Annotated in this window: 21 protein-coding genes; 15 read left to right on the plus strand and 6 right to left on the minus strand. The window is 61.6% G+C overall.

Translation table 11 applies throughout. The features are described from left to right. Nucleotides 1-142: 142 nt before the first annotated feature. Nucleotides 143-1,633, plus strand: a complete 1,491-nt coding sequence (locus tag AD664_RS08155; RefSeq protein WP_053145799.1) for a helicase HerA-like domain-containing protein — start codon at nt 143-145, stop codon at nt 1,631-1,633. 370 nt (nt 1,634-2,003) lie between these two features. Here AD664_RS08155 and AD664_RS08160 read toward each other — a convergent pair whose 3' ends face one another. Beyond that, on the minus strand, nt 2,004-2,459 hold the full coding sequence (locus tag AD664_RS08160) for a DUF721 domain-containing protein (protein ID WP_042731596.1): 456 nt from the start codon (nt 2,457-2,459) through the stop codon (nt 2,004-2,006). A 307-nt stretch (nt 2,460-2,766) separates the two neighbouring features. Between AD664_RS08160 and secA the strand changes: the two genes are divergently transcribed. From secA to AD664_RS08180, 4 genes are all read left to right on the plus strand, one after another. Next, nucleotides 2,767-5,502, plus strand: a complete 2,736-nt coding sequence (gene secA / locus AD664_RS08165) for a preprotein translocase subunit SecA (RefSeq protein WP_053145801.1) — start codon at nt 2,767-2,769, stop codon at nt 5,500-5,502. A gap of 103 nt (nt 5,503-5,605) precedes the next feature. Then, entirely contained in the window at nt 5,606-6,823 is a 1,218-nt protein-coding gene (gene argJ / locus AD664_RS08170) for a bifunctional glutamate N-acetyltransferase/amino-acid acetyltransferase ArgJ (protein WP_053145803.1), read from the plus strand. Nucleotides 6,824-6,959: 136 nt separating this feature from the next. Beyond that, a complete protein-coding gene (locus AD664_RS08175) occupies nt 6,960-7,592 on the plus strand; it encodes a glutathione S-transferase family protein (protein ID WP_053145805.1) in 633 nt (210 codons plus the stop codon). Then, nucleotides 7,589-8,533, plus strand: coding sequence for a Nudix family hydrolase (locus AD664_RS08180; protein WP_053145807.1), 945 nt, complete (start codon nt 7,589-7,591; stop codon nt 8,531-8,533). The genes AD664_RS08175 and AD664_RS08180 overlap by 4 nt, the downstream gene beginning before the upstream one ends. Nucleotides 8,534-8,683: 150 nt before the next feature. Here the strand turns inward: AD664_RS08180 and AD664_RS08185 are convergent, their stop codons facing one another. Genes AD664_RS08185 through AD664_RS08195 form a run of 3 tightly spaced genes read right to left on the minus strand, consistent with a single transcriptional unit; the run spans nt 8,684 to nt 12,268 of the window. Continuing rightward, nucleotides 8,684-9,265 (minus strand): cob(I)yrinic acid a,c-diamide adenosyltransferase, encoded by a 582-nt coding sequence (locus AD664_RS08185; protein WP_053145809.1) that lies wholly within the window; start codon nt 9,263-9,265, stop codon nt 8,684-8,686. A gap of 2 nt (nt 9,266-9,267) precedes the next feature. Further along, nucleotides 9,268-11,304 carry a HAMP domain-containing sensor histidine kinase gene (locus tag AD664_RS08190; RefSeq protein WP_047736654.1) on the minus strand — a complete coding sequence of 679 codons (2,037 nt, stop codon included), beginning with the start codon at nt 11,302-11,304 and terminating at the stop codon, nt 9,268-9,270. Between the two features lie 46 nt (nt 11,305-11,350). Next, nucleotides 11,351-12,268: a putative 2-dehydropantoate 2-reductase gene (locus AD664_RS08195; RefSeq protein WP_053145811.1), complete on the minus strand. Its 918-nt coding sequence runs from the start codon at nt 12,266-12,268 to the stop codon at nt 11,351-11,353. Between the two features lie 141 nt (nt 12,269-12,409). Here AD664_RS08195 and AD664_RS08200 point away from each other — a divergent pair, with 141 nt between their 5' ends. Continuing rightward, entirely contained in the window at nt 12,410-12,895 is a 486-nt protein-coding gene (locus tag AD664_RS08200) for a YajQ family cyclic di-GMP-binding protein (protein ID WP_042728748.1), read from the plus strand. 144 nt (nt 12,896-13,039) lie between these two features. Further along, nucleotides 13,040-13,876, plus strand: coding sequence for a mechanosensitive ion channel family protein (locus AD664_RS08205; protein ID WP_042728749.1), 837 nt, complete (start codon nt 13,040-13,042; stop codon nt 13,874-13,876). Between the two features lie 94 nt (nt 13,877-13,970). Here AD664_RS08205 and AD664_RS08210 read toward each other — a convergent pair whose 3' ends face one another. Next, nucleotides 13,971-15,317, minus strand: a complete 1,347-nt coding sequence (locus AD664_RS08210) for an OprD family porin (RefSeq protein WP_047736650.1) — start codon at nt 15,315-15,317, stop codon at nt 13,971-13,973. Nucleotides 15,318-16,204: 887 nt separating this feature from the next. On the opposite strand from AD664_RS08210, the gene AD664_RS08215 reads away from it, so the two are divergent. Next, entirely contained in the window at nt 16,205-16,630 is a 426-nt protein-coding gene (locus AD664_RS08215) for an HIT domain-containing protein (protein ID WP_053145813.1), read from the plus strand. A 4-nt stretch (nt 16,631-16,634) separates the two neighbouring features. Then, complete coding sequence (locus AD664_RS08220) at nt 16,635-16,841, plus strand: SlyX family protein (protein ID WP_042728752.1); 207 nt, start codon at nt 16,635-16,637, stop codon at nt 16,839-16,841. 70 nt (nt 16,842-16,911) lie between these two features. On the opposite strand, the gene AD664_RS28025 is transcribed toward AD664_RS08220, so the two are convergent. Beyond that, on the minus strand, nt 16,912-17,517 hold the full coding sequence (locus AD664_RS28025; protein WP_053145815.1) for a cold-shock protein: 606 nt from the start codon (nt 17,515-17,517) through the stop codon (nt 16,912-16,914). Between the two features lie 395 nt (nt 17,518-17,912). Here AD664_RS28025 and AD664_RS08230 point away from each other — a divergent pair, with 395 nt between their 5' ends. The 6 genes from AD664_RS08230 to ruvC all read left to right on the plus strand — a co-directional run bounded on the left by AD664_RS08230 (nt 17,913) and on the right by ruvC (nt 22,747). Continuing rightward, the gene (locus tag AD664_RS08230) at nt 17,913-18,386 is read left to right on the plus strand and encodes a Dps family protein (RefSeq protein WP_030140806.1); all 474 of its coding nucleotides are present in this window, start codon (nt 17,913-17,915) and stop codon (nt 18,384-18,386) included. A 219-nt stretch (nt 18,387-18,605) separates the two neighbouring features. After that, nucleotides 18,606-18,950: a ribbon-helix-helix domain-containing protein gene (locus tag AD664_RS08235; protein ID WP_042728754.1), complete on the plus strand. Its 345-nt coding sequence runs from the start codon at nt 18,606-18,608 to the stop codon at nt 18,948-18,950. Nucleotides 18,951-19,090: 140 nt separating this feature from the next. Continuing rightward, nucleotides 19,091-19,312 carry an FmdB family zinc ribbon protein gene (locus AD664_RS08240; protein ID WP_042728755.1) on the plus strand — a complete coding sequence of 74 codons (222 nt, stop codon included), beginning with the start codon at nt 19,091-19,093 and terminating at the stop codon, nt 19,310-19,312. A 75-nt stretch (nt 19,313-19,387) separates the two neighbouring features. Continuing rightward, on the plus strand, nt 19,388-21,163 hold the full coding sequence (gene aspS / locus AD664_RS08245; protein ID WP_042728756.1) for an aspartate--tRNA ligase: 1,776 nt from the start codon (nt 19,388-19,390) through the stop codon (nt 21,161-21,163). A 118-nt stretch (nt 21,164-21,281) separates the two neighbouring features. Beyond that, a complete protein-coding gene (locus AD664_RS08250; RefSeq protein ID WP_014339920.1) occupies nt 21,282-22,028 on the plus strand; it encodes a YebC/PmpR family DNA-binding transcriptional regulator in 747 nt (248 codons plus the stop codon). Nucleotides 22,029-22,222: 194 nt separating this feature from the next. Next, complete coding sequence (gene ruvC / locus AD664_RS08255) at nt 22,223-22,747, plus strand: crossover junction endodeoxyribonuclease RuvC (protein ID WP_024776477.1); 525 nt, start codon at nt 22,223-22,225, stop codon at nt 22,745-22,747. The last annotated feature ends 75 nt before the right edge of the window (nt 22,748-22,822 follow it).

The following is a 22,822-nucleotide window of genomic DNA, read 5'->3' on the forward strand; positions in this document are numbered from 1 at the left end:
TATGGAAAGTTCGCTAAATATCGCCGTATTGAAAAAAGCTGATATTTCCATCTCCCTGGGAATTATCCGACCTTGTTTTCAGTAGGGTCTGTCATTCCTGGTATCGGCCAAGCAGGGCCACAGATTAACCACAGGTGACGAAATGCCTGACTCACTCAAGCTTGTTATCGGCGCCGACCCGACCGGCCAACCCCTCTCCCAGGCGATGCGCCTGGCGAACCGCCACGGTTTGGTGGCGGGCGCCACCGGCACCGGCAAGACCGTGACCTTGCAGCGCCTGGCCGAAGCGTTCAGCGATGCGGGTGTGGCGGTGTTCGCGGCGGACATCAAGGGCGACCTGTGCGGCCTCGGTGCTGCCGGCAACCCCCAGGGCAAAGTGGCCGAGCGGATCGCCGGCATGCCCTGGCTCGGCTACACGCCCCAGGCCTATCCGGTGACGTTGTGGGACATTCACGGCGAATCCGGTCATCCATTGCGCACCACCTTGAGTGAAATGGGCCCGTTGCTGATCGGCAGCCTGCTGGAACTCACCGACAGCCAGCAGTCGGCGTTGTACGCCGCGTTCAAGGTGGCTGACCGCGAAGGACTGTTGCTGCTTGACCTCAAGGACCTCAAGGCGTTGCTCAATCACCTCAGGGACAACCCCGAGTTGCTGGGGGACGACGCGGCGCTGATGACCACCGGTTCCAGCCAGGCCTTGCTAAGACGCTTGTCCAGCCTGGAGCAGCAAGGTGCGCAAGCGTTGTTCGGCGAGCCGGCCTTGCAGCTCGAAGACATCTTGCAACCGGCCAGCGATGGCCGGGGACGCATCCACCTGCTGGACGCCAGTCGGCTGGTCCATGAGGCGCCGAAGGTCTACGCGACCTTCCTGCTGTGGCTGCTGGCCGAGTTGTTCGAACAGTTGCCCGAGCGCGGCGATGCGGACAAACCATTACTGGCGCTGTTTTTCGACGAGGCGCACCTGCTGTTCGCCGGCACGCCCAAGGCCTTGCAGGAGCGCCTGGAACAAGTGGTGCGGCTGATCCGTTCCAAGGGTGTCGGGGTGTATTTCGTGACCCAGTCGCCGGGCGATTTACCAGACGATGTACTGGCGCAACTGGGCTTGCGTATCCAGCACGGCCTGCGCGCTTTCACCGCCAAGGAGCAGAAATCCCTGCGGGCGGTGGCGGACGGTTTCCGCCCGAACCCGCAGTTCGATGCCTTGGCGGTGCTGACCGAGCTGGGCATCGGTGAAGCCCTGGTGGGCACCCTGCAGGAAAAAGGTACGCCGGAAATGGTCCAGCGCGTGCTGGTGGCACCACCGCAATCGCGCATCGGGCCGTTGAGCGAGGCCGAGCGCGTCGCGTTGATCGCCCGCTCGCCGTTGCAAGGGCGTTATGACAAGCCCATTGATCGCGAGTCGGCCTATGAAGTGTTGATGGGACGCAAAGGGCTGGAGCCTGAAGCCGAGGCCGCATCGGACAAACCGGCGGCTGAACAGCCGAGCCTTGCTGACAGGGCCGGGGAGTTCCTCGGCACGGCAGCGGGGCAGGCGCTCAAGTCGGCAATGCGTCAGGCGGCCAACCAGTTGGGCCGTCAACTGGTGCGCGGGTTGATGGGCTCATTGCTGGGCGGCAGCAAGCGCCGCCGGTAGTCAGGACCGAGTCGCGCCCTTTGCCAGCAAGGGAATTTTGCCGATACAGGATTTCTGCTCGACGCAATCCCCGTGGGAGCGAGCTTGCTCGCGAAGGCGGTGGGTCAGTCACTTGTTCTTAAATGACAGCCCGCTCCCACAGAAGGGCCGAGGTGAACAGAAATTTTGCGTCCGCTGAAGAACTTGTGGGAGCGAGCTTGCTCGCGAAGGCGGTGGGTCAGTCACTTGTTCTTAAATGACAGACCGCTATCGCGGGCAAGCCCGCTCCCACAGAAGAAGGGCCGAGGTGAGCAGAAATTTTGCGTCCGCTGAAGAATTCTTGTGGGAGCGAGCTTGCTCGCGAAGGCGATCGACTGGACGAAGCAAAATCTCAAGTCTTGGGGCGTGCGTGCGCTGCCAGGCGCTCCAGCGCCGCCCGCAGGTTGGGATCGCTGATGCCCTCGGCCGTGGACTGGATGGTCGCGGCGGCATCCTGGGACAGGTCCAGCGTGTGCCCCTTGGCACCGACCTGCACGGTAGGCGGCTGGACCTTGAACTGGATCCGCACCAGGCCGGCGAACTCTTCGAACGCCTGCAACTGGCGCAGCAGGCGTTTTTGCTGGTAGCGCAGGCGCGTGGCCCAATGGCCGTCGGTGACAATCAGCAACAAGCTGCCTTCGCGCCAGGACGCCACGTGACAATGCTCGCGAGCGGCAGGTTGCAGTTGGCTGTCGAGCAGCCGCTGCAGGTGGCCCAGGCGCCTGGCATGGCCGAAGATGGCTTTCAGCGGCTTGGCTTCGCGCAGCAGGATGGCGGGCGCCTTGGCGGTAAGGGGGCGAAAGGCCATGAATGAATACCGCAAGTGACAGAGGCGCCATGGTAACAGAAAGCATCGCAGGCGCCTGGGCCCGGTGGTCCGGGGCGTTTTACCTGGGCAATCAACGCTTAACTTCTGCGTTTTGTGGGTTGAAGTTCGCGCAAAAGCCCTTATTTTAAGCAAGCCCCGTCACAGCGCTGTGCCAGCATCGTGGAATAACGCCACTTTCCTCTCCATCGTTTCCGGGTAGAATGCTCGTTCGCATGCGGCCATGAGGGCTGCACGGGCGACTCACGGGGCCGCCCTCCATCCCTTTAGTGTGGAAGATCCTGCCGATATGTTTGCGCCTTTGTTAAAGAAACTCTTTGGAAGCAAGAACGAGCGTGAAGTCAAGCGCATGCTCAAGACGGTACAGACTGTCAATGCCTTCGAAGAGCAAATGGTGGCCCTTTCGGACGATCAGTTACGCGCCAAGACTGCCGAGTTCAAGGACCGCATCGCCAAGGGGGAAACCCTCGACCAGCTCCTGCCCGAAGCCTTTGCGGTTGCCCGGGAAGCCGGTAAACGGGTCATGGGCATGCGCCACTTCGACGTCCAGTTGATCGGCGGCATGACCTTGCACGAAGGCAAGATCGCCGAAATGCGCACCGGTGAGGGCAAGACCCTCGTGGCAACCCTGGGCGTCTATCTCAACGCATTGTCCGGCAAGGGCGTGCACGTGGTGACGGTCAACGACTACCTGGCCCGCCGCGACGCCAACTGGATGCGCCCGCTCTATGAATTCCTCGGCCTGACCGTCGGCGTCGTCACGCCGTTCCAGCCGCCGGAAGAAAAGCGTGCGGCCTACGCCGCCGATATCACCTACGGCACCAACAACGAATTCGGTTTCGACTACCTGCGCGACAACATGGCGTTCAGCATGGAAGAAAAATTCCAGCGTGAACTCAATTTCGCCGTGATCGACGAAGTCGACTCCATCCTCATCGACGAAGCCCGTACCCCGCTGATCATTTCCGGTCAGGCCGAGGACAGCTCCAAGCTGTACACCGAGATCAACAAACTGATCCCGCAGCTCAAGTTGCACGTCGAGGAGGTCGAGGGCCAGGTCACCCAGGCTGGTCACTACACCATCGACGAGAAGACCCGCCAGGTCGAACTCAACGAAGCCGGTCACCAGTTCATCGAAGACATGCTGACCCGCGTCGGCTTGCTGGCCGAGGGCGAGAGCCTGTACTCGGCGCATAACCTGGGCCTGCTGACCCACGTCTATGCTGGCCTGCGCGCCCACAAGCTGTTCCATCGCAACGTCGAATACATCGTGCAGGACGGCCAGGTCGTGCTGGTGGACGAGCACACCGGCCGTACCATGCCGGGCCGTCGCCTGTCCGAGGGCCTGCACCAGGCCATCGAAGCCAAGGAAGGCCTGAACATCCAGGCCGAGAGCCAGACCCTGGCCTCGACCACCTTCCAGAATTACTTCCGCCTGTACAACAAGCTGTCCGGCATGACCGGTACCGCTGACACCGAAGCGTTCGAGTTCCACCAGATCTACGGCCTGCAAGTGGTGGTGATCCCGACCAACAAGCCGCTGGCCCGTAAGGACTACAACGACCTGGTGTTCCTGACCGCCGAAGAGAAGTACGCGGCGATCATCAACGACATCAAGGAAGGCATGGCCCAGGGCCGTCCTATCCTGGTGGGTACCGCCACCATCGAGACGTCCGAGCACATGTCCGCCTTGCTGAACAAGGAAGGCATCGAGCACAAGGTCCTCAACGCCAAGTTCCACGAGAAGGAAGCCGAGATCATTGCCCAGGCCGGGCGCCCAGGTGCATTGACCATCGCCACCAACATGGCCGGTCGGGGTACCGACATCCTGCTGGGCGGCAACTGGGAAGTGGAAGTCGCCTCCCTGGAAAAACCGACCCCCGAGCAGATCGCGCAGATCAAGGCCGACTGGCAGAAGCGTCACCAGCAGGTGCTCGAGTCCGGTGGCTTGCAGGTGATCGCCTCCGAGCGTCACGAGTCGCGCCGTATCGACAACCAGCTGCGTGGTCGTGCCGGTCGCCAGGGCGACGCCGGCTCCAGCCGTTTCTACCTGTCCCTGGAAGACAGCCTGATGCGCATCTTCGCCTCTGATCGGGTGAAGAACTTCATGAAGGCCCTGGGCATGCAGCCGGGCGAGGCGATCGAGCACCGCATGGTGACCAACGCCATCGAGAAGGCCCAGCGCAAGGTCGAAGGCCGCAACTTCGATATCCGCAAGCAATTGCTGGAGTTCGACGACGTCAACAACGAGCAGCGCAAAGTGATCTATCACATGCGTAACAGCTTGTTGGCCGCCGACAACATCGGTGACACCATCGCCGACTTCCGCCAGGAAGTGCTCAACGCCACCGTCAGCGCCCACATCCCGCCGCAGTCTCTGCCGGAGCAGTGGGACATCGCTGGCCTGGAAGCGGCCTTGCGCAGTGACTTCGGCGTGTCGTTGCCGATCCAGCAGTGGCTCGACGAAGACGATCACCTGTACGAAGAGACCCTGCGCGAGAAGCTGCTCGCCGAACTGATCGCCGCGTACAACGAGAAGGAAGACCAGGCCGGTGCCGAAGCGCTGCGCTCCTTCGAGAAGCAGATCGTGCTGCGGGTCCTGGACGACTTGTGGAAAGACCACCTGTCGACCATGGACCACCTGCGCCACGGCATCCATTTGCGCGGTTACGCCCAGAAGAACCCGAAGCAGGAGTACAAGCGCGAGTCCTATACGCTGTTCTCCGACCTGCTGGATTCGATCAAGCGCGACTCGATCCGTGTGTTGTCCCACGTTCAAGTTCGCCGCGAAGACCCGGCCGAGGAAGAGGCGCGCCTGCGTCAGGAAGCCGAGGCCCTGGCCGCGCGCATGCAGTTCGAACACGCCGAGGCCCCTGGCCTGGACGTTGTCGCCGAAGAAGGCGTCGACGTGGATGTTGCCCTGGCGACCGCGCCGGTGCGCAACGAGCAGAAGCTGGGCCGTAACGAACTGTGCTACTGCGGTTCGGGCAAAAAATACAAGCATTGTCACGGGCAGATCCAGTAACCCCCGTTTCCAACGCTGAACGACCTGCGCCGCGACCGGTTTCCGACCGTCGCGGCGTTTTGCCATTTGATTCAGACATACATTTTATTTAAGGAGCGCATTCATGGCTGTTGGTCTTGGTCCGTTGCCAACGTTGCACCCGGTTGCCGGTTTTGAACTCGGTATCGCTTCGGCGGGCATCAAGCGTCCCGGGCGCAAGGATGTCGTGGTGATGCGTTGCGCCGAGGGCTCGACGGTTGCCGGTGTCTTCACCCTCAACGCCTTCTGCGCCGCTCCGGTCATCCTGGCCAAGCAACGCGTACAGGGGCCGGTGCGCTACCTGTTGACCAACACCGGCAATGCCAACGCCGGTACCGGCGCGCCAGGCCTGGCCGCCGCCGAGCGCACCTGCGCCAGGCTGGCGGAGTTGACGGGCGTGGACGCCAGCCAGGTGCTGCCGTATTCCACCGGTGTGATCGGCGAGCCGCTGCCGGTCGAGAAGATCGAAGGCGCGCTGCAGGCCGCCCTCGATGACCTGTCGGAAAACAACTGGGCCGCTGCCGCCACCGGCATCATGACCACCGACACCTTGCCCAAGGGCGCGAGCCGCCAGTTCGAGCATGACGGCGTGACCGTCACCGTGACGGGCATCAGCAAGGGCGCCGGCATGATTCGCCCGAACATGGCGACCATGCTCGGCTACATCGCCACCGACGCCAATGTCTCCCGGCAAGTGCTGCAAGACCTGATGCTCGACGGCGCCAACAAGTCGTTCAACCGCATCACCATCGACGGTGACACGTCCACCAACGATTGCTGCATGCTGATCGCCACCGGCAAGGCCAACCTGCCGCCGATCACTGAAGCCAGCGGCCCGCTGTTCGCCGCGCTCAAGCAAGCCGTGTTCGAGGTGTGCATGGAAGTGGCCCAGGCCATTGTCCGTGACGGCGAAGGCGCGACCAAGTTCGTGACCGTGCAGGTCAATGGCGGTGGCAATCACCAGGAGTGCCTGGATGTTGGCTACACCGTGGCCCACTCGCCGCTGATCAAGACCGCGCTGTTCGCGTCCGACCCGAACTGGGGCCGGATCCTCGCCGCCGTCGGCCGTGCCGGCGTGCCAGACCTGGATGTGAGCAAGATCGACGTGTTCCTCGGCGACGTCTGCATCGCCAGCCAGGGCGCTCGTGCTGCGAGCTACACCGAGGCCCAGGGGGCGGCGGTGATGCAGCAGGAAGAGATCACCATCCGCATCGAGTTGGGCCGTGGTGAGTGCAGCGAGACGATCTGGACCACCGACCTGTCCCACGAGTATGTGAAGATCAACGCCGAGTACCGGACTTAACATCGAGCTGTCCTCTTCGCGAGCGAGCCCGCTCCCACAGGCGTTTACGGGATGCCATCGTGGGAGCGGGCTCGCTCGCGAAGGCGGCCCGACAGACAACAGCCAATTTCTGTACCCATAAGAACGGATTCCAGACATGAGCCTGCACCTGATCATCGGCGACAAGAAAATCTCTTCCTGGTCCCTGCGTGCCTGGTTGGCGTTGACGCTGACTGGCGCGAAGTACACTGAAGAACTGGTCAGGCTCTATCAACCCGACACGCGGCAGAAGCTGCTCAAGTATTCGGCCACCGCCAAGGTCCCGCTGCTCAAGACCGAATCGGGCGTCATTGCCGATTCCCTGGCGATCGCCGAGTACCTGGCCGAGCAGTTCCCCGAGGCGGGCCTCTGGCCCAGGGATGTAGCGGCCCGGGCCCAGGCGCGGTCGGCGTGTGCGCAAATGCACAGCGGTTTCTTCGCCCTTCGCACCCACATGCCGTTTGACCTGGCCCATGATGCGCCGTTGTCGCCCATGCCGGCCGATGTCCAGGCGGAAATCGAACGGATGCTGGCGCTGTGGGCCGAATGCCGGGCTGCGGCGACCGACACCGGCCCTTACCTGTTCGGCACCTTGGGCCTGGCGGATGCGTTTTTCCTGCCGGTTGCCGTGCGCCTGCGCACCTACCAGGTGGAACTGCCGGCGATCGATGCGGCCTATGTTGAAACCCTTTACCAATGGCCGGCCTTCAAGGCCTGGCAACAGGACGGCCTGGAGGAAGCAGCGCGGTGAAACGAGTACACGTAGCGGCGGCGGTCATTCGCGACGCCGACGGCAGGATCCTGATCGCCCGTCGGGCCGACACCCAGCACCAGGGTGGCCTGTGGGAGTTTCCCGGCGGCAAGGTCGAGGCGGATGAGTCCGTCGAGGCGGCCCTGGCCCGGGAGCTTCATGAAGAGCTGGGCATTGTGGTCGGCGCCGCCCGGCCGCTGATCAAGGTGCGCCACGATTACCCGGACAAACAGGTGTTGCTGGACGTCTGGGAAGTCTCGGCGTTCACCGGCGAACCCCACGGTGCCGAAGGCCAGCCACTGGCCTGGGTGACGGCTCGCGAGCTGACGGGCTATGAATTTCCAGCGGCCAATCAACCGATCGTGGCCGCCGCCCGTTTGCCTGGCGAATACCTGATCACCCCCGACGGCCTGGAGACACCGGCCTTGTTGCGTGGCTTGCAGAAGGCGATTGCCGGTGGGGTCAAGCTGGTCCAGCTGCGCGCGCCCAACGGCTACGATCCGCAGTACCGCGACCTGGCGGTGGATGCGGTGGGGCTGTGCGCCGGCAAGGCGCAATTGATGCTCAAGGGCCCGTTCGAATGGCTGGGGGATTTCCCGTCCGCTGGCTGGCACATCACCGCCGCGCAGTTGCGCAAGCATGCGGTGGCCGGTCGTCCGTTCGGCAAGGATCGCTGGCTGGCGGCTTCCTGCCATAACGCCGAGGAGTTGTCCCTGGCGCAGCAGATGGACGTGGACTTCGTGACGCTCTCGCCTGTCCAGCCGACCCAGACCCACCCCGAGGCCCAGCCTTTGGGTTGGGACGAGGCGGCCCGGCTGATCGAGGGCTTCAACAAGCCGGTCTATCTGTTGGGCGGGGTAGGGCCCGCTGAACGGCAGCAGGCCTGGGAAGCCGGGGCTCAGGGTGTGGCGGGGATTCGGGCGTTCTGGCCTGGGGCATGATTTTTGTGGTTTGGCTGCTGGCCCCTTCGCGGGCAAGCCCGCTCCCACATTGGATCTGCGTCAGACACAAAATCTGTGCTCACAACCAATCGCCCTGTGGGAGCGGGCTTGCCCGCGAAGGCGGCCTGACCGGCGATACATCTCTTTTGATCACCCCCCAGGCTTGGCCGCCGCCTCCCACAGCACCTCTGCTACCCCTTGCCGCCGGGCGATGATTCGCGCCGCCACGAACAACAGGTCCGACAACCGATTGATATAAGCCAGCCCCGGCCCGGCCAGCGGTTCCACGGCGTTCAACTGCTGGCAACGACGCTCGGCACCGCGGGCCAGGCTGCGGCAGATGTGGGCCTGGGCAATCAGCGTCGAGCCGCCGGGCAGGATGAAGTTTTCCAACGGTCCCAATTCCTCGTTCCAGACATCGATCGCCGTTTCCAGTCGCTCGACTTCCGCCGCATTCAACGCCTGATAGGCCGGCATCGCCAGTTCGCCGCCCAGGTCGAACAGCCGGTGCTGACAGGGTGCCAGCACGTCACTGACTTCCTTCAGCGCCGGGTAGTGCGTGGTTTCGGCGGCAAGTCCAGCCAATAGCAGCCCTAGTTGGCTGTTCAGGGTATCCACTTCGCCGATGGCCTCGACCCGTGGGTGGTCCTTCGCCACGCGGCGACCATCGCCCAACCCGGTTTCACCGGTGTCGCCGGTGCGGGTGTAAATCTTCGACAGGCGAAAGCCCATGCTCAGCGCTCCAGTTGTATGTTTTCCTGCTGGGTGAGGGACGTGCCGGCCAAGGGCAGGCGCAAGGTGAAGCAGGTGCCCTGGCCCGGTGCCGATTGCACTTCCATCTGGCCCTTGTGGTTGTTGGTGATGATGAAGTACGACACGGACAGCCCCAGGCCTGTGCCCTGGCCGATTTCCTTGGTGGTGAAGAACGGCTCGAAGGTGCGCTTGCGCACGTTCTCACTCATGCCGATGCCGTTGTCCTCGACCTGGATCTCGGCCCACGGCGGGTTCAGCCGCGTGCGCAGGATGATACGCCCTGGCTCGCTGTCGTCCTGACGTTGGTGGATCGCCTGGGCGGCGTTTTTCAACAGGTTGAGCAGCACCTGTTCCAGCTCGTTGGCGGTGCCGGGGACCGGGCCCAGGTTCGGGTCGAACTGACGGATGATCGCCTGGCCCTTGAAGTCGAAACCGATCGCCAGGTCGAAGTCGTTGCCGGCGATTTCCACTGCCTGGTCGATCAGCGCGGGCAGGTCGCAAGGCGCCATCTGCCGCGTGCTGCGGCGGCTGAAACTGAGCATGTGGGTGACGATCTTCGCGGCCCGGGCGCCGGCCTGCTGGATGCCGTCCAGCAACTGCGGGATCTCCCGGCCTTCCAGGTAGCGATTGACCACCTGCAGTTCGATGCCCAGTTGCTCGGCCTGTTCGAGGTTCTTTGGCAGGTCCGGCGACAGGCGTCGGCGGATGTTCTGCACGTTGTGCAGGATCGCCCCCAAGGGGTTGTTGATTTCGTGGGCCATGCCCGCCGCGAGGCCGCCGACCGAGAGCATCTTCTCCGATTGCACCATCATTTCCTCCAGCGACAGGCGCTGGGTGATGTCGTCGATGCGGATCACCACCCCGCGGCCGGCGCCGCCCATCAGCGGATAGAAGGTCAGGGCGTAGTGGCGAGCCTCGTCGTCCTTGGTCCAGGTGACGCGTTCGATCTTGGCCACGGTGTGCTGCTCGACGGTCTGCTTGAGCTGCGGCAGATAGGGCTTGAGCGGTTCGAAGGCGAGGAAGATCGGTTGGTTCAGGGCTTCATCCAGGCGCGTGCCGGAAAGGGCGCTGGCCTCCTGGTTCCACTGGGTGACGTAGAGCTGTTCGTCGAGGGCGATCAGCGCCGACGGCATGGAGTCGATGATGCTGTTGAGGTAGTTCTGGAAGCCGGTGAGCTTCTTCTCGATCTTGCTGCGCACCTGGACTTCCAGCTCCAGCTTGCGGTTGGTGTGGCGGGTTTCTTCCGCCAGGCCCTGGGCCTGGTCGTAGGCGGCCTGGGAATCGTCCCGGGCGCGCTTGAGCTGTTGTTCCCGGGCTTCGATCCGCGACAGCATGGTGTTGAACGCCTCGGCCAGGCTGCCGATTTCATCGTGGTTGCCCCGGGCGGCGCGCAGGGCATAGTTTTCCTCGCGGGTGACCTGGCGTGACAGCTCTTCGAGTTGGTGGATCGGCTGGGTAATCAGGCGCTTGATCTGCTGGGCGATGACCAGCCACAGCAGCACGCTGAAGATCAGGATGCCCAGGCTGGCGGTCAGGGTGCCGGTGTAGAACGCGGTCGGCAGTTCGCTGCTGGCCACCAGGAGCAGATGGCCGGGCTCCATGCCGGGACGGGGCAGGGTGATGACCTGGTTGCTGCGAAACTCACCGGCCTGCCAGGCCTGCATCTTGCGAAAGTGGTCCGGCAGCTTGAGCTTTTCGCCCTGTTGCAGTTGTGCCAGGCGTTCGCCCTGGCCGTCGTACAGGGCCGCCGCCCGAAGCGGTGCGTAGCTGTTGAGTTCGTCGAGCAGGCGCTTGGCGCTCTGCGGCGACTGCACGGCATCGGAGATCAGGCTCGGGTTTGCCACCAGCCGGCCAATGGTCTGCAAGGCCTGGGGCGCCATGCTCTCTTGGGAGATGTAGTAGGCGGCACTGATAAAGGTCAGGTTGGCCACCAGCAGGACAGTGGTCAATAACACCAACAGGGCGGCCAGCAGCTTCTGGCCGACCGGGAGGTTCTCAAGGCGCTGGCGCAATGGCATCAGACTGGTCGCTAAAAAGGAACACGAGGGCCAGCGTAGCCGCTGCTCAGTCGCTGGGCAATCCGAGGTTGTCCAAGTGGACAATCAGTCGCTGGCGCAGTTGTTCCAGGTGCGGTACCGCCAACCGGTGCCGCTGGGCCACCTTGCAGGCGTGGCCGAGCAGGTAGCTGATCTCGGTGCGGCGCCGGTTACTGACATCCTGGTACATCGAGGAGTAGTTGGCAGCGGTGGCCTGGATCACCCGCTCGACCTCCGGTTGCAGGTCTTCGGCGGCGGCGGGCTGGCCGCAGTGTTCGAGCAGATCGGTGAGTTCCGCGCACAGGGTGGCGACTTCGCAGTGGTGGCTTTGCAAGCCGCCGTTCTTGCAGTGGTGCAGCACCGTCAGTGGATTGATCGCACAGTTGAGCGCCAGTTTGCGCCAGAGGCGGGTGAGGATATCGGCGCTCCATTCGTGGGGAATGCCTGCGGCCACCAGGTCGTCCAGCCAGAACGGGGCCACCGGGTGCGCCGGATCGCCGAGCCAGGTGTAGCCATGGCCGGCGAACACCACGCGCCAGTCACCGTCGCGAAACGCCCCTTCGGTACTGGAGGCACTGATGCAACGGGCCAGGGGCACGCGGTTGGCCACTGCGTCCTGGCTGCCGAGGCCGTTCTGCAGCAGGATCAGTTCCGAGTCGGCATCCAGGCGGTGGGCCACCGAGCTGACGGCGGCCTCGGCGTCATAAGCCTTGCAGGCCAGCAACAGGCGCTTGATCGGCTCGTGGTGGTCTGCCGTTTCGCCGGGGACCGGGTAACACTGCGCCTGGCCCTGTTCCACCAGCGTCAGCCCGCCGGCGGCTTGATAGGCTTGCAGGCGGTCTGCATTGCGCAGTACCAGCCTCACCGGCAGGCCGGCCCGGGCCAGGCGCGCGGCCCACAACGTGCCGAGGCTGCCGGCCCCCAGGACATGCCAGGTGGTGGGCATCAGTTTTTTACTCGGTTTGGCGCAGGCATCCGGGAGCTCGCAGTGTCAGTGGGGAAAGACCCGTTATAATGAGCCCGATTTTAACCACAAGCCAAGCGCGCGCCTTTGTTACCGGCGCGCCTTTTTATTGGAGAACACTACATGCCGTCATTCGACGTGGTATCCGAACTGGACAAACACGAAGTCACCAACGCCGTTGAAAACGCCGTCAAGGAACTCGACCGTCGCTATGACCTCAAGGGCAAGGGCAGTTTCGAGTTCAAGGAAAAGGACCTGACCGTCAACCTGACCGCCGAAGCCGATTTCCAGCTCGAGGCGATGATCGAGATCCTCAAGCTCGCGCTGGTCAAGCGCAAGATCGACGTACAGTGCCTCGAGGTCAAGGACGCTTTCGCCTCGGGCAAGCTGATGAAGCAGGAAGCCGTGCTCAAGGAAGGCATCGACAAGGAACTGGCGAAGAAGATCGTTGCCCACATCAAGGACGCCAAGCTCAAGGTGCAGGCCGCCATCCAGGGCGAGCAGGTGCGGGTGACCGGCAAGAAACGTGACGACTTGCAAGAGGCCATTGCGGCACTGCGCGGCAAGGAGTTCGGCATGCCGTTGCAATTCAACAACTTCCGCGACTGATATTTCAGTCGCTTGGAGACCCTGTGGCGAGGGCGCTCGCTCCCGCTGGCTGCTTAGCAGCCCCTTATCGGTGAGCGCTACGCACCCAAGCGCGAGCATCCTCCCTCACCACAATGCCGCGTGTAACAGGAAAAGGAGACAACGATGGACTTGAACGCTGAAGTGGACCACCTGGTCAAGGCTTCCCAGGCCTGGATCCCGATGATCATGGAGTACGGCAGCCGGGTGCTGCTGGCGATCATCACCCTGGCCATCGGCTGGTGGCTGATCAACAAGGTCACGCAGAAACTGGGCGCGCTGTTGGCCCTGCGCAACGCGGACCTGGCGCTGCAAGGGTTTATCAGCACCCTGGCGAACATCATTCTGAAAGTGCTGCTGATCGTCAGCGTGGCGTCGATGATCGGCGTGGAAACCACCTCGTTCGTCGCGGCCATCGGTGCGGCCGGCCTGGCGATTGGCCTGGCATTGCAGGGCAGCCTGGCGAATTTCGCCGGTGGCGTGCTGATCCTGCTGTTCCGCCCGTTCCGCATCGGTGACTGGATCGAGGCCCAGGGCGTTGCCGGTACGGTCGATGCGATCCAGATCTTCCACACCGTACTGCGCACCGGCGACAACAAGACGGTCATCGTGCCCAACGGCAACCTGTCGAACGGCATCATCACCAACACCAACCGCCAGCCGACCCGCAAAGTGGTATTCGACGTGGGTGTGGATTACCAGGCGGATCTGCAGAAGGCCCGGCAGGTGTTGCTGGACCTGGCGAAGGATGAGCGCGTGTTGGCTGATCCGGCGCCTGAAGCAGTGATTTCCACCTTGGGTGACAGTTCGATCACAGTGTCGTTGCGGATCTGGGTGAAGACGGCCGATTACTGGAGCGTGATGTTCATGTTGAATGAACAGGCTCGGGACCGGTTGAAGGATGCGGGGATCGATATTCCGTTCCCACAACGTGTGATTCGGGTGGTTCAGGAGTCTGTTTGACCTGTTGGTCAGACTATTCATGAATAGCCAGCAATGAAAAAGGCCCATCCGAAGATGGGCCTTTTTTTGATTACCGCGAACTAACTTTCGGCAATTACAGAACCGAGATCGGGTAGTCGACGATCAGGCGGAACTCGTTGATATCGCCCTCAGCCTGGTCGGTGTTGGCGCGGTGCCATGCTTGACGAACGCGGAACGACAGGTCCTTGGCAGGGCCGCTCTGAACCACGTACTTGGCTTCGACGTTGGTTTCGTGATGCTTGCCATCTTCACCATAGCCGTATTGGTTGTATGGGCTGGAGGCATCCATCTTGGTACCGTCGATATCCCAGCCTTTAACGTAACGGGCCATGAAGCTCAGGCCTGGTACGCCGTACTCAGCCATCTTCAGGTCGTAACGAACCTGAGCAGACTTCTCGTTAGGGGCGTTGAAGTCAGAGTACTGGATGGAGTTGGCGAGGAAGATCGAGTCGCCGCCACGGTTGTTGTCACCCACACCGACGTAGTCGAATGGAGTGTCGCCGTCCACTTTCTGGAAGGCCACGGTAACGGTGTGCGCTTTCAGGAACGAATACGCAGCTGCCAGCGAGAACGTGGTGTTGCTGATATCACCCGCTCTGGCGCTACCGGTATCGACGGTGCGGTAGATGTTACCATCCAGATTGAGCGACTGGTCGTTACCCATAGGGATGGTGTAGTTCACGTTGGCGTAGTACTGGTCCCAAATATCTTCGAATTTGGAGCCGTAGAGCGAAACGCTCAGATCGTCGGAGATGCCGTATTTGCCACCAACGTAATCCATGGTCTTGCCGGTAACGGCAATGCTGTCGCCGGATGCGTATGTAGCGTGCAGCTCACCGTCACTGTTCATCTCGTCCTGGCTGGAGGCCGAGTAGAAGTGACCTGCTTCCAGATCCAGGTTCTTGATTTCGCTGCTTTGCAGTTGGAAACCGGTAGCGGTTTGAGGCAACAGGCGGGAACCGCCGACAGCGAACACTGGGGAGGTGCTAGGCTGCATTTGACCGAATTTCAGTTCGGTTTTGGAGATACGCAGCTTGACGGCTGCACCGGCCTTACCAAAGTCGTCTTCGTTGTGGCCTTGGGAGTTGCGGCTCATGTTGCCCGAACCTGCCGTGCCGTCGCCGCCGTCCAGTTTGATGCCCAGATAACCGAATGCATCAACACCGACCCCTACCGTGCCTTGGGTGTAACCGGAGCTGAAGTTGCCCCAGAAACCCTGAGTCCAGTCTTTCTGGTCGTTTGAACCGTTTTTGCGGTCACGGTTGAAGTAATAGTTGCGCAGCAGCAAGTCGAACTTGGCGTCTTCGACAAAGCCCTTGGCTTCAGCTTGGTCACTTACGAAAGGTGCGGCCGTAGCCATTTGAGTACTGGCTGCTGCAGCAACGGCCAGTGCGATCATGCTCCACTTCATCACGCGCATCGTGATTTGCTCCTTTGGTTTTAGAAGAGTACTGCCGTCCCACCTGTTTTATTATCTGGGCGGCTCTTTCTTTTTGTGTCGGCGCAAACTTATATCACGCCGACCCTATTGGCGATACTTGCCCATACAACCTTTCAGCTTCTTTACGACCGTGTCGCCAATGGCTCGATCCATGTCGTATTTCGGCTGAACCAACGCAATCGGATTCACAACTTCTAAGGTTGTTTTTTCTCTCCGGCATTGGCGTAAAGAGTCCGTCATTACCGCGCTTGAAGCTCCTGAGGGCAGCCTTGCCACTTTAATTTATAGGTCTGCGGGTTTTCGCTTCCGGCGAAGCCCTTGGACGATGTGCGGATGAATGCAACAAGCATGCACAAACCCGAATTTCGTTTACATTTTTTTCACATTCTGCCGATTGACGCAGTGAAACCTCATGAAACCGGGCTCCAAAGGCCTTGTTTTAAATAGGGTTGACGACTGCGCGGCTCTGGTGTTGAACCTCGTAACGCGGTGCGCGACAACCAAAAACGTTACCGGTTCACCCCATCGAGTGAGTAAATCCCGGATGCTTCGTGCACTGAGCGTAGACCCACTGTGCTGTTTTGGTGCAAAAAATTTTCAAGCTGTACGAAAATCTGACAGCCCCGGTGCATTTGCCAGGCCCTGGGACGCTGCTGTCGGACTGCACCCTGGCCCCTGCGCCGTGTTGGTGCACCGCCCGCCCTCGTTCATACCGGTTCTTGAAAGAGCGGTGAACAAAAAGGCGATGCAGGCGTGTCGAACGAGTGCCCCGTGAACCCTTCGGCATTCGCAGGTATGCTGCCGGTCTGTGTCCGGCGCGGCCTGTGCCCGGAAACCGAACCGATCAACCATCAGGAGTGCGCGCGGTGTTTGCCTTAGATCCACGACTGCAACAAGACACATTGCCGATCGGCGATTTCCCGCTGTGTCGGTTGCTCTTGTCCAATGATTCCAACTATCCGTGGTTCATACTCGTACCGCGGCGGGAAAGTATCAGCGAATTGTTTCAATTGGATGACATGGACCAGCAGCAACTGTGGAAAGAAACCACGGCCCTGGCCGAAACGCTCAAGGACTCTTTCGACGCCGATAAGCTGAATGTCGCGACGCTGGGCAACGTTGTCAGTCAATTGCACATGCATGTCATCGTGCGCAAGCGTGATGATGCCGCGTGGCCGGCACCGGTCTGGGGCAAACATCCGGCACAGCCTTATAATGACGCGCAGGTGAAGGCCATTCGCGAACGCTTGCGCGTGGCATTGACCGATGATTTCAAGTTTCTGGAGGGCTGAAACCATGAACCTTGAAGACCGTGTAACCGATCTGGAAAGCCGTCTGGCGTTTCAGGATGACACCATCCAGGCATTGAATGATGTGTTGGTGGAGCAGCAACGCGTGGTCGAGCGGCTGCAGTTGCAGATGGCGGCGTTGCTCAAGCGCCAGGAAGAAATGGCTGGGCAGTTCGAATCCTTCGAAGAAGAGGCTCCGCCTCCCCATTACTGACCGGCACTGATTGCCAGGCCCAAAAAAACCGCGAGCAGCCAGGCTGCATCGCGGTTTTTTTACAGCAGGATCAGCGGCGCGGCAGCGCGGCGATCACGTCTTCGGCCTGCAGGCCCTTGTCACGATTCATCACGGAAAACTCTACGCGCTGGCCTTCCACCAGGACGCGATGGCCTTCGCCACGGATGGCCCGGAAGTGCACGAAAATGTCATCGCCGGAATCGCGGGAGATGAAGCCGAAGCCTTTGGAAGTGTTGAACCACTTCACGGTGCCGGTATCGCGGTTGGACATGTCGTAGTTCTGCGTGGCAGCAGCGGGCGACGACTTCTTGTAGAAGCTGACGCCCAGGTGCACGGCCACGGCCAGCAACGCGCAGCCGAGGCTGAACGCAATGGCCGGTTGGCCGGCGATTTCCGGCATGGGGGCCAGCAACGCCAGGGTTTGCAGGGCGACGGCCAATACCAGCAGGACGCTGACGAGGTTTTGCAGTTGATGACGGGGGCCTTTGTTCCAGTAAGGAATGACGGGCGCGAGGGTCAGGTTGAGCAGGCCGAAAAAGGCCAGGTACAGTGCATCGGGATGTTGCAGGTAAGGTGTGGCTTCGGAACCCAGGCTAGGGATGAAGGACAGCAGCAAGGCAGCTGCGCCCATTAGCAAGTGGACGATTTTCAACATTTTAATTGGCTCACGGTTAAGACAGATCACAAGGAAGAGCGGGTCGAGGACGGTTCGCTTCGGAAAAAAGGAGAGGCGTTGGACACGTATTCGAACCAGCCTATGCGCCACGCCCTGGAAAAAAGGCGTAGCGACACACTGCCTATTTAACAGTAAAGCCTTGGCCTTCTCAAACGCGCCGCGGACCCATACCGCGCTGTTCGTCGGCCAGCCACCCGGTGGACGCTTGCAGGGGCCAGGCGAGCGCCGTTGAATCGGGCCGTGTGTCGGAACCGCCCGGCGTCCCGGCTTGTCGGTTCAGGAGGGCCGGCGATCTGTCGCAGGCTGCCGGCGGCAAAAACCACTACAGTGGAGGGGCCGCTGTCTCATTCATCACCGTCAGGAGATCAATTAACATGGCCATTGATATCGGTATCAGTGAAGAAGACCGCAAGTCCATCGTCGACGGGCTTTCGCGCCTGCTCTCGGACACTTATGTGCTCTACCTCAAGACCCACAATTTCCACTGGAACGTCACCGGGCCGATGTTTCGCACCCTGCACCTTATGTTCGAGGAGCAATACAACGAACTGGCGCTGGCGGTGGACCTGATCGCCGAGCGCATCCGTGCTCTCGGTTTCCCGGCGCCGGGTGCCTACTCGGTGTACGCGCGCTTGTCTTCCATCAAGGAAGAAGAGGGCGTGCCCGGTGCCGAGGATATGATCCGGCAACTGGTGGAAGGGCAGGAAGCGGTGACGCGTACCGCCCGTGGCATCTTTCCCCTGCTGGACAAGGTCAGCGACGAGCCCACCGCCGATCTGCTGACCCAGCGCATGCAGGTTCATGAAAAGACCGCGTGGATGCTGCGCTCGCTGCTGGAAGATAAATAAGCCTGGCAGGGCTGCCGAGCCCTTGCTCTCCGGGAGCAGGGCGCCGGGATTTGTAGGCAGCGGGTAGGACGGCGTAATTCGTCGCCTGCCGGCTGTCGGCTTGTCCTACGTCGATGGCCATAAAGTCATCTGGATCTGCCGATGCCGTTGAGCTTCCAATAAGCGCCACAGGTGGGTGTTCCACCTGAGAGGTTCGTCTGGCAAAGGAGTGTCAACGGTATGATTCAAGGAAAAGAACCCGGCGAGGGCGCACGGGGGCGTTGTCAGCCCATCCACGTCGATCCGTTCGTCAGGGGCTTCGACATGCAACTGGCTCGGCCCTGGGCCCGGTCCATCCGCCTGAATGGCTTTGCCACGTGCCTGCGCCTGGAGCAGGTCTATTGGGATATCCTCGCCGACATGGCCCGGCTCAACCGCTGTTCCATCAGCACCTTGCTGTCCCATGTGGATCGGGAGGTGCACTTGCGCCATGGCGGCGTGCGTAATTTCAGTGGCCTGGTGCGCGTGGTCTGCGTGGTGCACAGTCTGAAGGAAACCGGGCTGGAGGTCGTAGGACGTCACTAAGACCCAGGCCAGTGCTTGAAACGGGCCGGGAGCGGCCTGTGCGGTCTTACGGCTGCACAGGCTGCATTTAATGGATATAATCTCGCCCTTTGCCGCAAAGCCCGCCTTTGCGCGAGTAACCTGATCGCCGAGACAACCCCATGCCGATGTACGACTATCAATGTGCTTCCTGTGGTCATCAGATGGAAGTCATTCAAAAGATCAGCGAGGCACCGCTGGTCGACTGCCCTGCCTGCCAGGCGCCAGAACTGAAAAAGATGCTGTCCATGCCTGGTTTCCGCCTCGGCGGCACGGGCTGGTATGAAACCGACTTCAAGACCGGCGCCAAGAAGAACCTGGCCGGTGGCGACAAAGCAGACTGAGTTGAATACGCGCGAGTTCTTGCACGGGCAGGGCCTCCAACCGAATGTCGAATTACGAGAAGTGAAACCACTACCATGATGCGCAGCCATTATTGCGGCCAACTGAACGAAAGCCTGGAAGGTCAGGAAGTTACTCTTTGCGGATGGGTTCACCGTCGCCGTGACCATGGCGGGGTGATTTTCCTCGATATCCGTGATCGTGAAGGCCTGGCCCAGGTGGTGTTCGATCCGGACCGCGCTGAAACCTTCGCCACCGCCGACCGCGTGCGCAGCGAATACGTGGTCAAGATCACCGGCAAGGTGCGCCTGCGTCCGGCCGGTGCTGGCAACGCCAACATGGCGTCCGGCATGATCGAAGTGCTGGGCCACGAGCTGGAAGTGCTCAACGAAGCGGAAACCCCACCGTTCCCGCTCAACGAATTTTCCGACGTGGGCGAAGAAACCCGCCTGCGCTATCGCTTCATCGACCTGCGCCGTCCGGAAATGGCCGAGAAGCTGCGCCTGCGTTCGCGCATGACCACCAGCATTCGTCGCTACCTGGACGAGAACGGTTTCCTCGACGTCGAGACGCCTATCCTGACCCGCGCCACGCCGGAAGGCGCCCGCGACTACCTGGTGCCGAGCCGCACCCACCCCGGCAGCTTCTTTGCCCTGCCGCAATCGCCGCAGTTGTTCAAGCAACTGCTGATGGTGGCCGGCTTCGACCGCTACTACCAGATCGCCAAGTGCTTCCGCGACGAAGACCTGCGTGCCGACCGTCAGCCTGAGTTCACTCAGATCGACATCGAGACCAGCTTCCTCGACGAAAAAGACATCATGGGCCTGACCGAAGGCATGATCCGCAACCTGTTCAAGGAAGTGCTGGGTCTGGAATTCGGCGACTTCCCGCACATGACCTGGGACGAGGCCATGCGCCGCTACGGTTCCGACAAGCCGGACCTGCGTATCCCGCTGGAACTGGTGGACGTGGCCGACCAGCTCAAGGACGTCGAATTCAAGGTCTTCAGCGGTCCGGCCAACGATCCGAAGTGCCGCGTTGCCGCCCTGCGCGTGCCAGGCGCAGCGAGCATGCCGCGCAGCAAGATCGACGACTACACCAAGTTCGTCGGCATCTACGGTGCCAAGGGCCTGGCGTACATCAAGGTCAACGAGCGCGCCAAGGGCGTCGAAGGCCTGCAATCGCCGATCGTCAAGAACATCCCTGAGGCCAACCTGAACGTGATCCTCGATCGCGTTGGCGCGGTCGATGGCGACATCGTGTTCTTCGGCGCCGACAAGGCCAAGATCGTCAGCGAAGCCCTGGGCGCATTGCGCATCAAGGTCGGTCACGATCTCGAGCTGCTGACCAGCGAATGGGCGCCGCTGTGGGTCGTTGACTTCCCGATGTTCGAAGAAAACGAAGATGGCAGCTTCACCGCGCTGCATCACCCGTTCACCGCGCCGAAATGCACCCCGCAGGAGTTGGAGGCCAACCCGGCTACCGCACTGTCGCGTGCCTACGACATGGTCCTGAACGGCACCGAGCTGGGTGGCGGTTCGATCCGTATCCACCGCAAGGAAATGCAACAGGCGGTGTTCCGCCTGCTGGGCATCGACGAAGCGGAACAGGAAGAGAAGTTCGGCTTCCTGCTCGACGCCCTGAAGTTCGGCGCACCGCCTCACGGTGGCCTGGCCTTCGGCCTGGATCGCCTGGTGATGCTGATGACCGGCGCCCAGTCGATCCGTGAAGTGATCGCTTTCCCGAAAACCCAGAGCGCGGCCGATGTCATGACCCAGGCTCCGGGTGTGGTGGATGCCAAGGCGCTGCGCGAGCTGCACATCCGTCTGCGTGAACAGCCCAAGGCTGAGTAAGGCTGACACCTGAAGGCGCATCTTCGGATGCGCCTTTTCGTTGGTGTCGATATTTCTGCTTGCCTGCCGCTGCATCGGTGCAGGGCGGGCAACGTTTCAAGAAAAACCGGAGCGAGTTATGGCAGGTCATTCCAAGTGGGCGAACATCAAGCACCGCAAAGAACGTCAGGATGCCAAGAGGGGCAAGATCTTCACCAAGTGGATCCGTGAGCTGACGGTCGCGGCCCGCCAGGGTGGCGGTGATCCGGGTTCCAACCCGCGCCTGCGCCTGGCCCTGGACAAGGCACTGGGTGCCAACATGAGCCGCGACATCATCGACCGGGCCATCGCCCGTGGCGCGGGTGCGACCGAGGCCGACAATGTTGAAGAACTGACCTACGAAGGTTATGGCCCGGGCGGCGTGGCGGTGATGGTCGAATGCATGACCGACAACCGCAACCGTACCGCTGCCGCCGTGCGTCACGCGTTCAGCAAATGCGGCGGCAACCTCGGCACCGACGGTTCGGTGGCATACCTGTTCGAGCGCAAGGGGCAGATCAGCTTCGCGCCGGGCCTGGATGAAGATGCCTTGACCGAAGCCGCCCTGGAAGCCGACGCCGACGACGTGGTCAGCCATGAAGACGGCTCGTTCGACGTGTTCACTTCGTTCGCCAGCTTCTATGCCGTGCGCAATGCCCTCGAAGCGGCCGGGTTCAAGCCGGCCGACGCGGAAATCGTCATGCAGCCGACCACCAGCGCCGAGCTGGACCTGGACGGCGCCGAGAAAGTGCTCAAGCTGATCGACATGCTCGAAGACCTGGATGACGTGCAGAATGTCTATTCCAATGCTGACATTCCAGAGTCGGTGGCAGAGCAACTGGGCTGACAGGTTTAATGCTGCTCACTTAAGGTTTGTTTGAAACCATTGTGGCGAGGGAGCTTGCTCCCGCTGGAGTGCGAAGCGCTCCCAAAAAAGGTCTGCTACGCAGCCCAGCGGGAGCAAGCTCCCTCGCCACGGGATCACTGCAGGCCTTTGATGAGTTGTATCTTCTTGCCATCGCACTATTTTTTGCAGGCGTTATGACTTTAATCCTTGGCATCGACCCCGGTTCACGCATCACCGGCTACGGCGTGGTTCGTGATACCGGGCGTGGCTGTGTGTACGTGGCTTCCGGTTGTATCCGCACGGGGGCGGGCGAGTTGCACGAGCGCCTGCAGATTGTTTATCGCGGCGTGCGGGAAGTCATCCAGACCTACGGCCCGGTCACCATGGGCATCGAAAAAGTGTTCATGGCCCGTAACGCCGATTCGGCCCTGAAGCTGGGCCAGGCCCGGGGCGCGGCCATTGTTGCCGGTGCCGAGGAAAGCCTGGAAATCGCCGAATACACCGCCACCCAGGTCAAGCAGGCGGTCGTCGGAACGGGCGCGGCGAACAAGGAACAGGTGCAAATGATGGTGATGCACCTGTTGAAGCTGGTCAGCAAGCCGCAGATCGACGCCTCCGACGCCCTGGCCATCGCCATTTGCCATGCGCATACCCGTTCCAGCCTGCTGCCGCATGGCTTGGGCACTGCACGCAGTCGTGGCGGGCGCCTGCGTCTCTGATAGCATCAGCGCACTCATTCGTGAGCCCGGGTAGGGTGCGCCGTGTCGTCGGCCCTTATGCCGGGCCGTTATTCG

It is taken from the genome of Pseudomonas sp. P97.38 (assembly GCF_001269745.1).
In the GTDB taxonomy this organism is placed as follows: domain Bacteria; phylum Pseudomonadota; class Gammaproteobacteria; order Pseudomonadales; family Pseudomonadaceae; genus Aquipseudomonas; species Aquipseudomonas chlororaphis_E.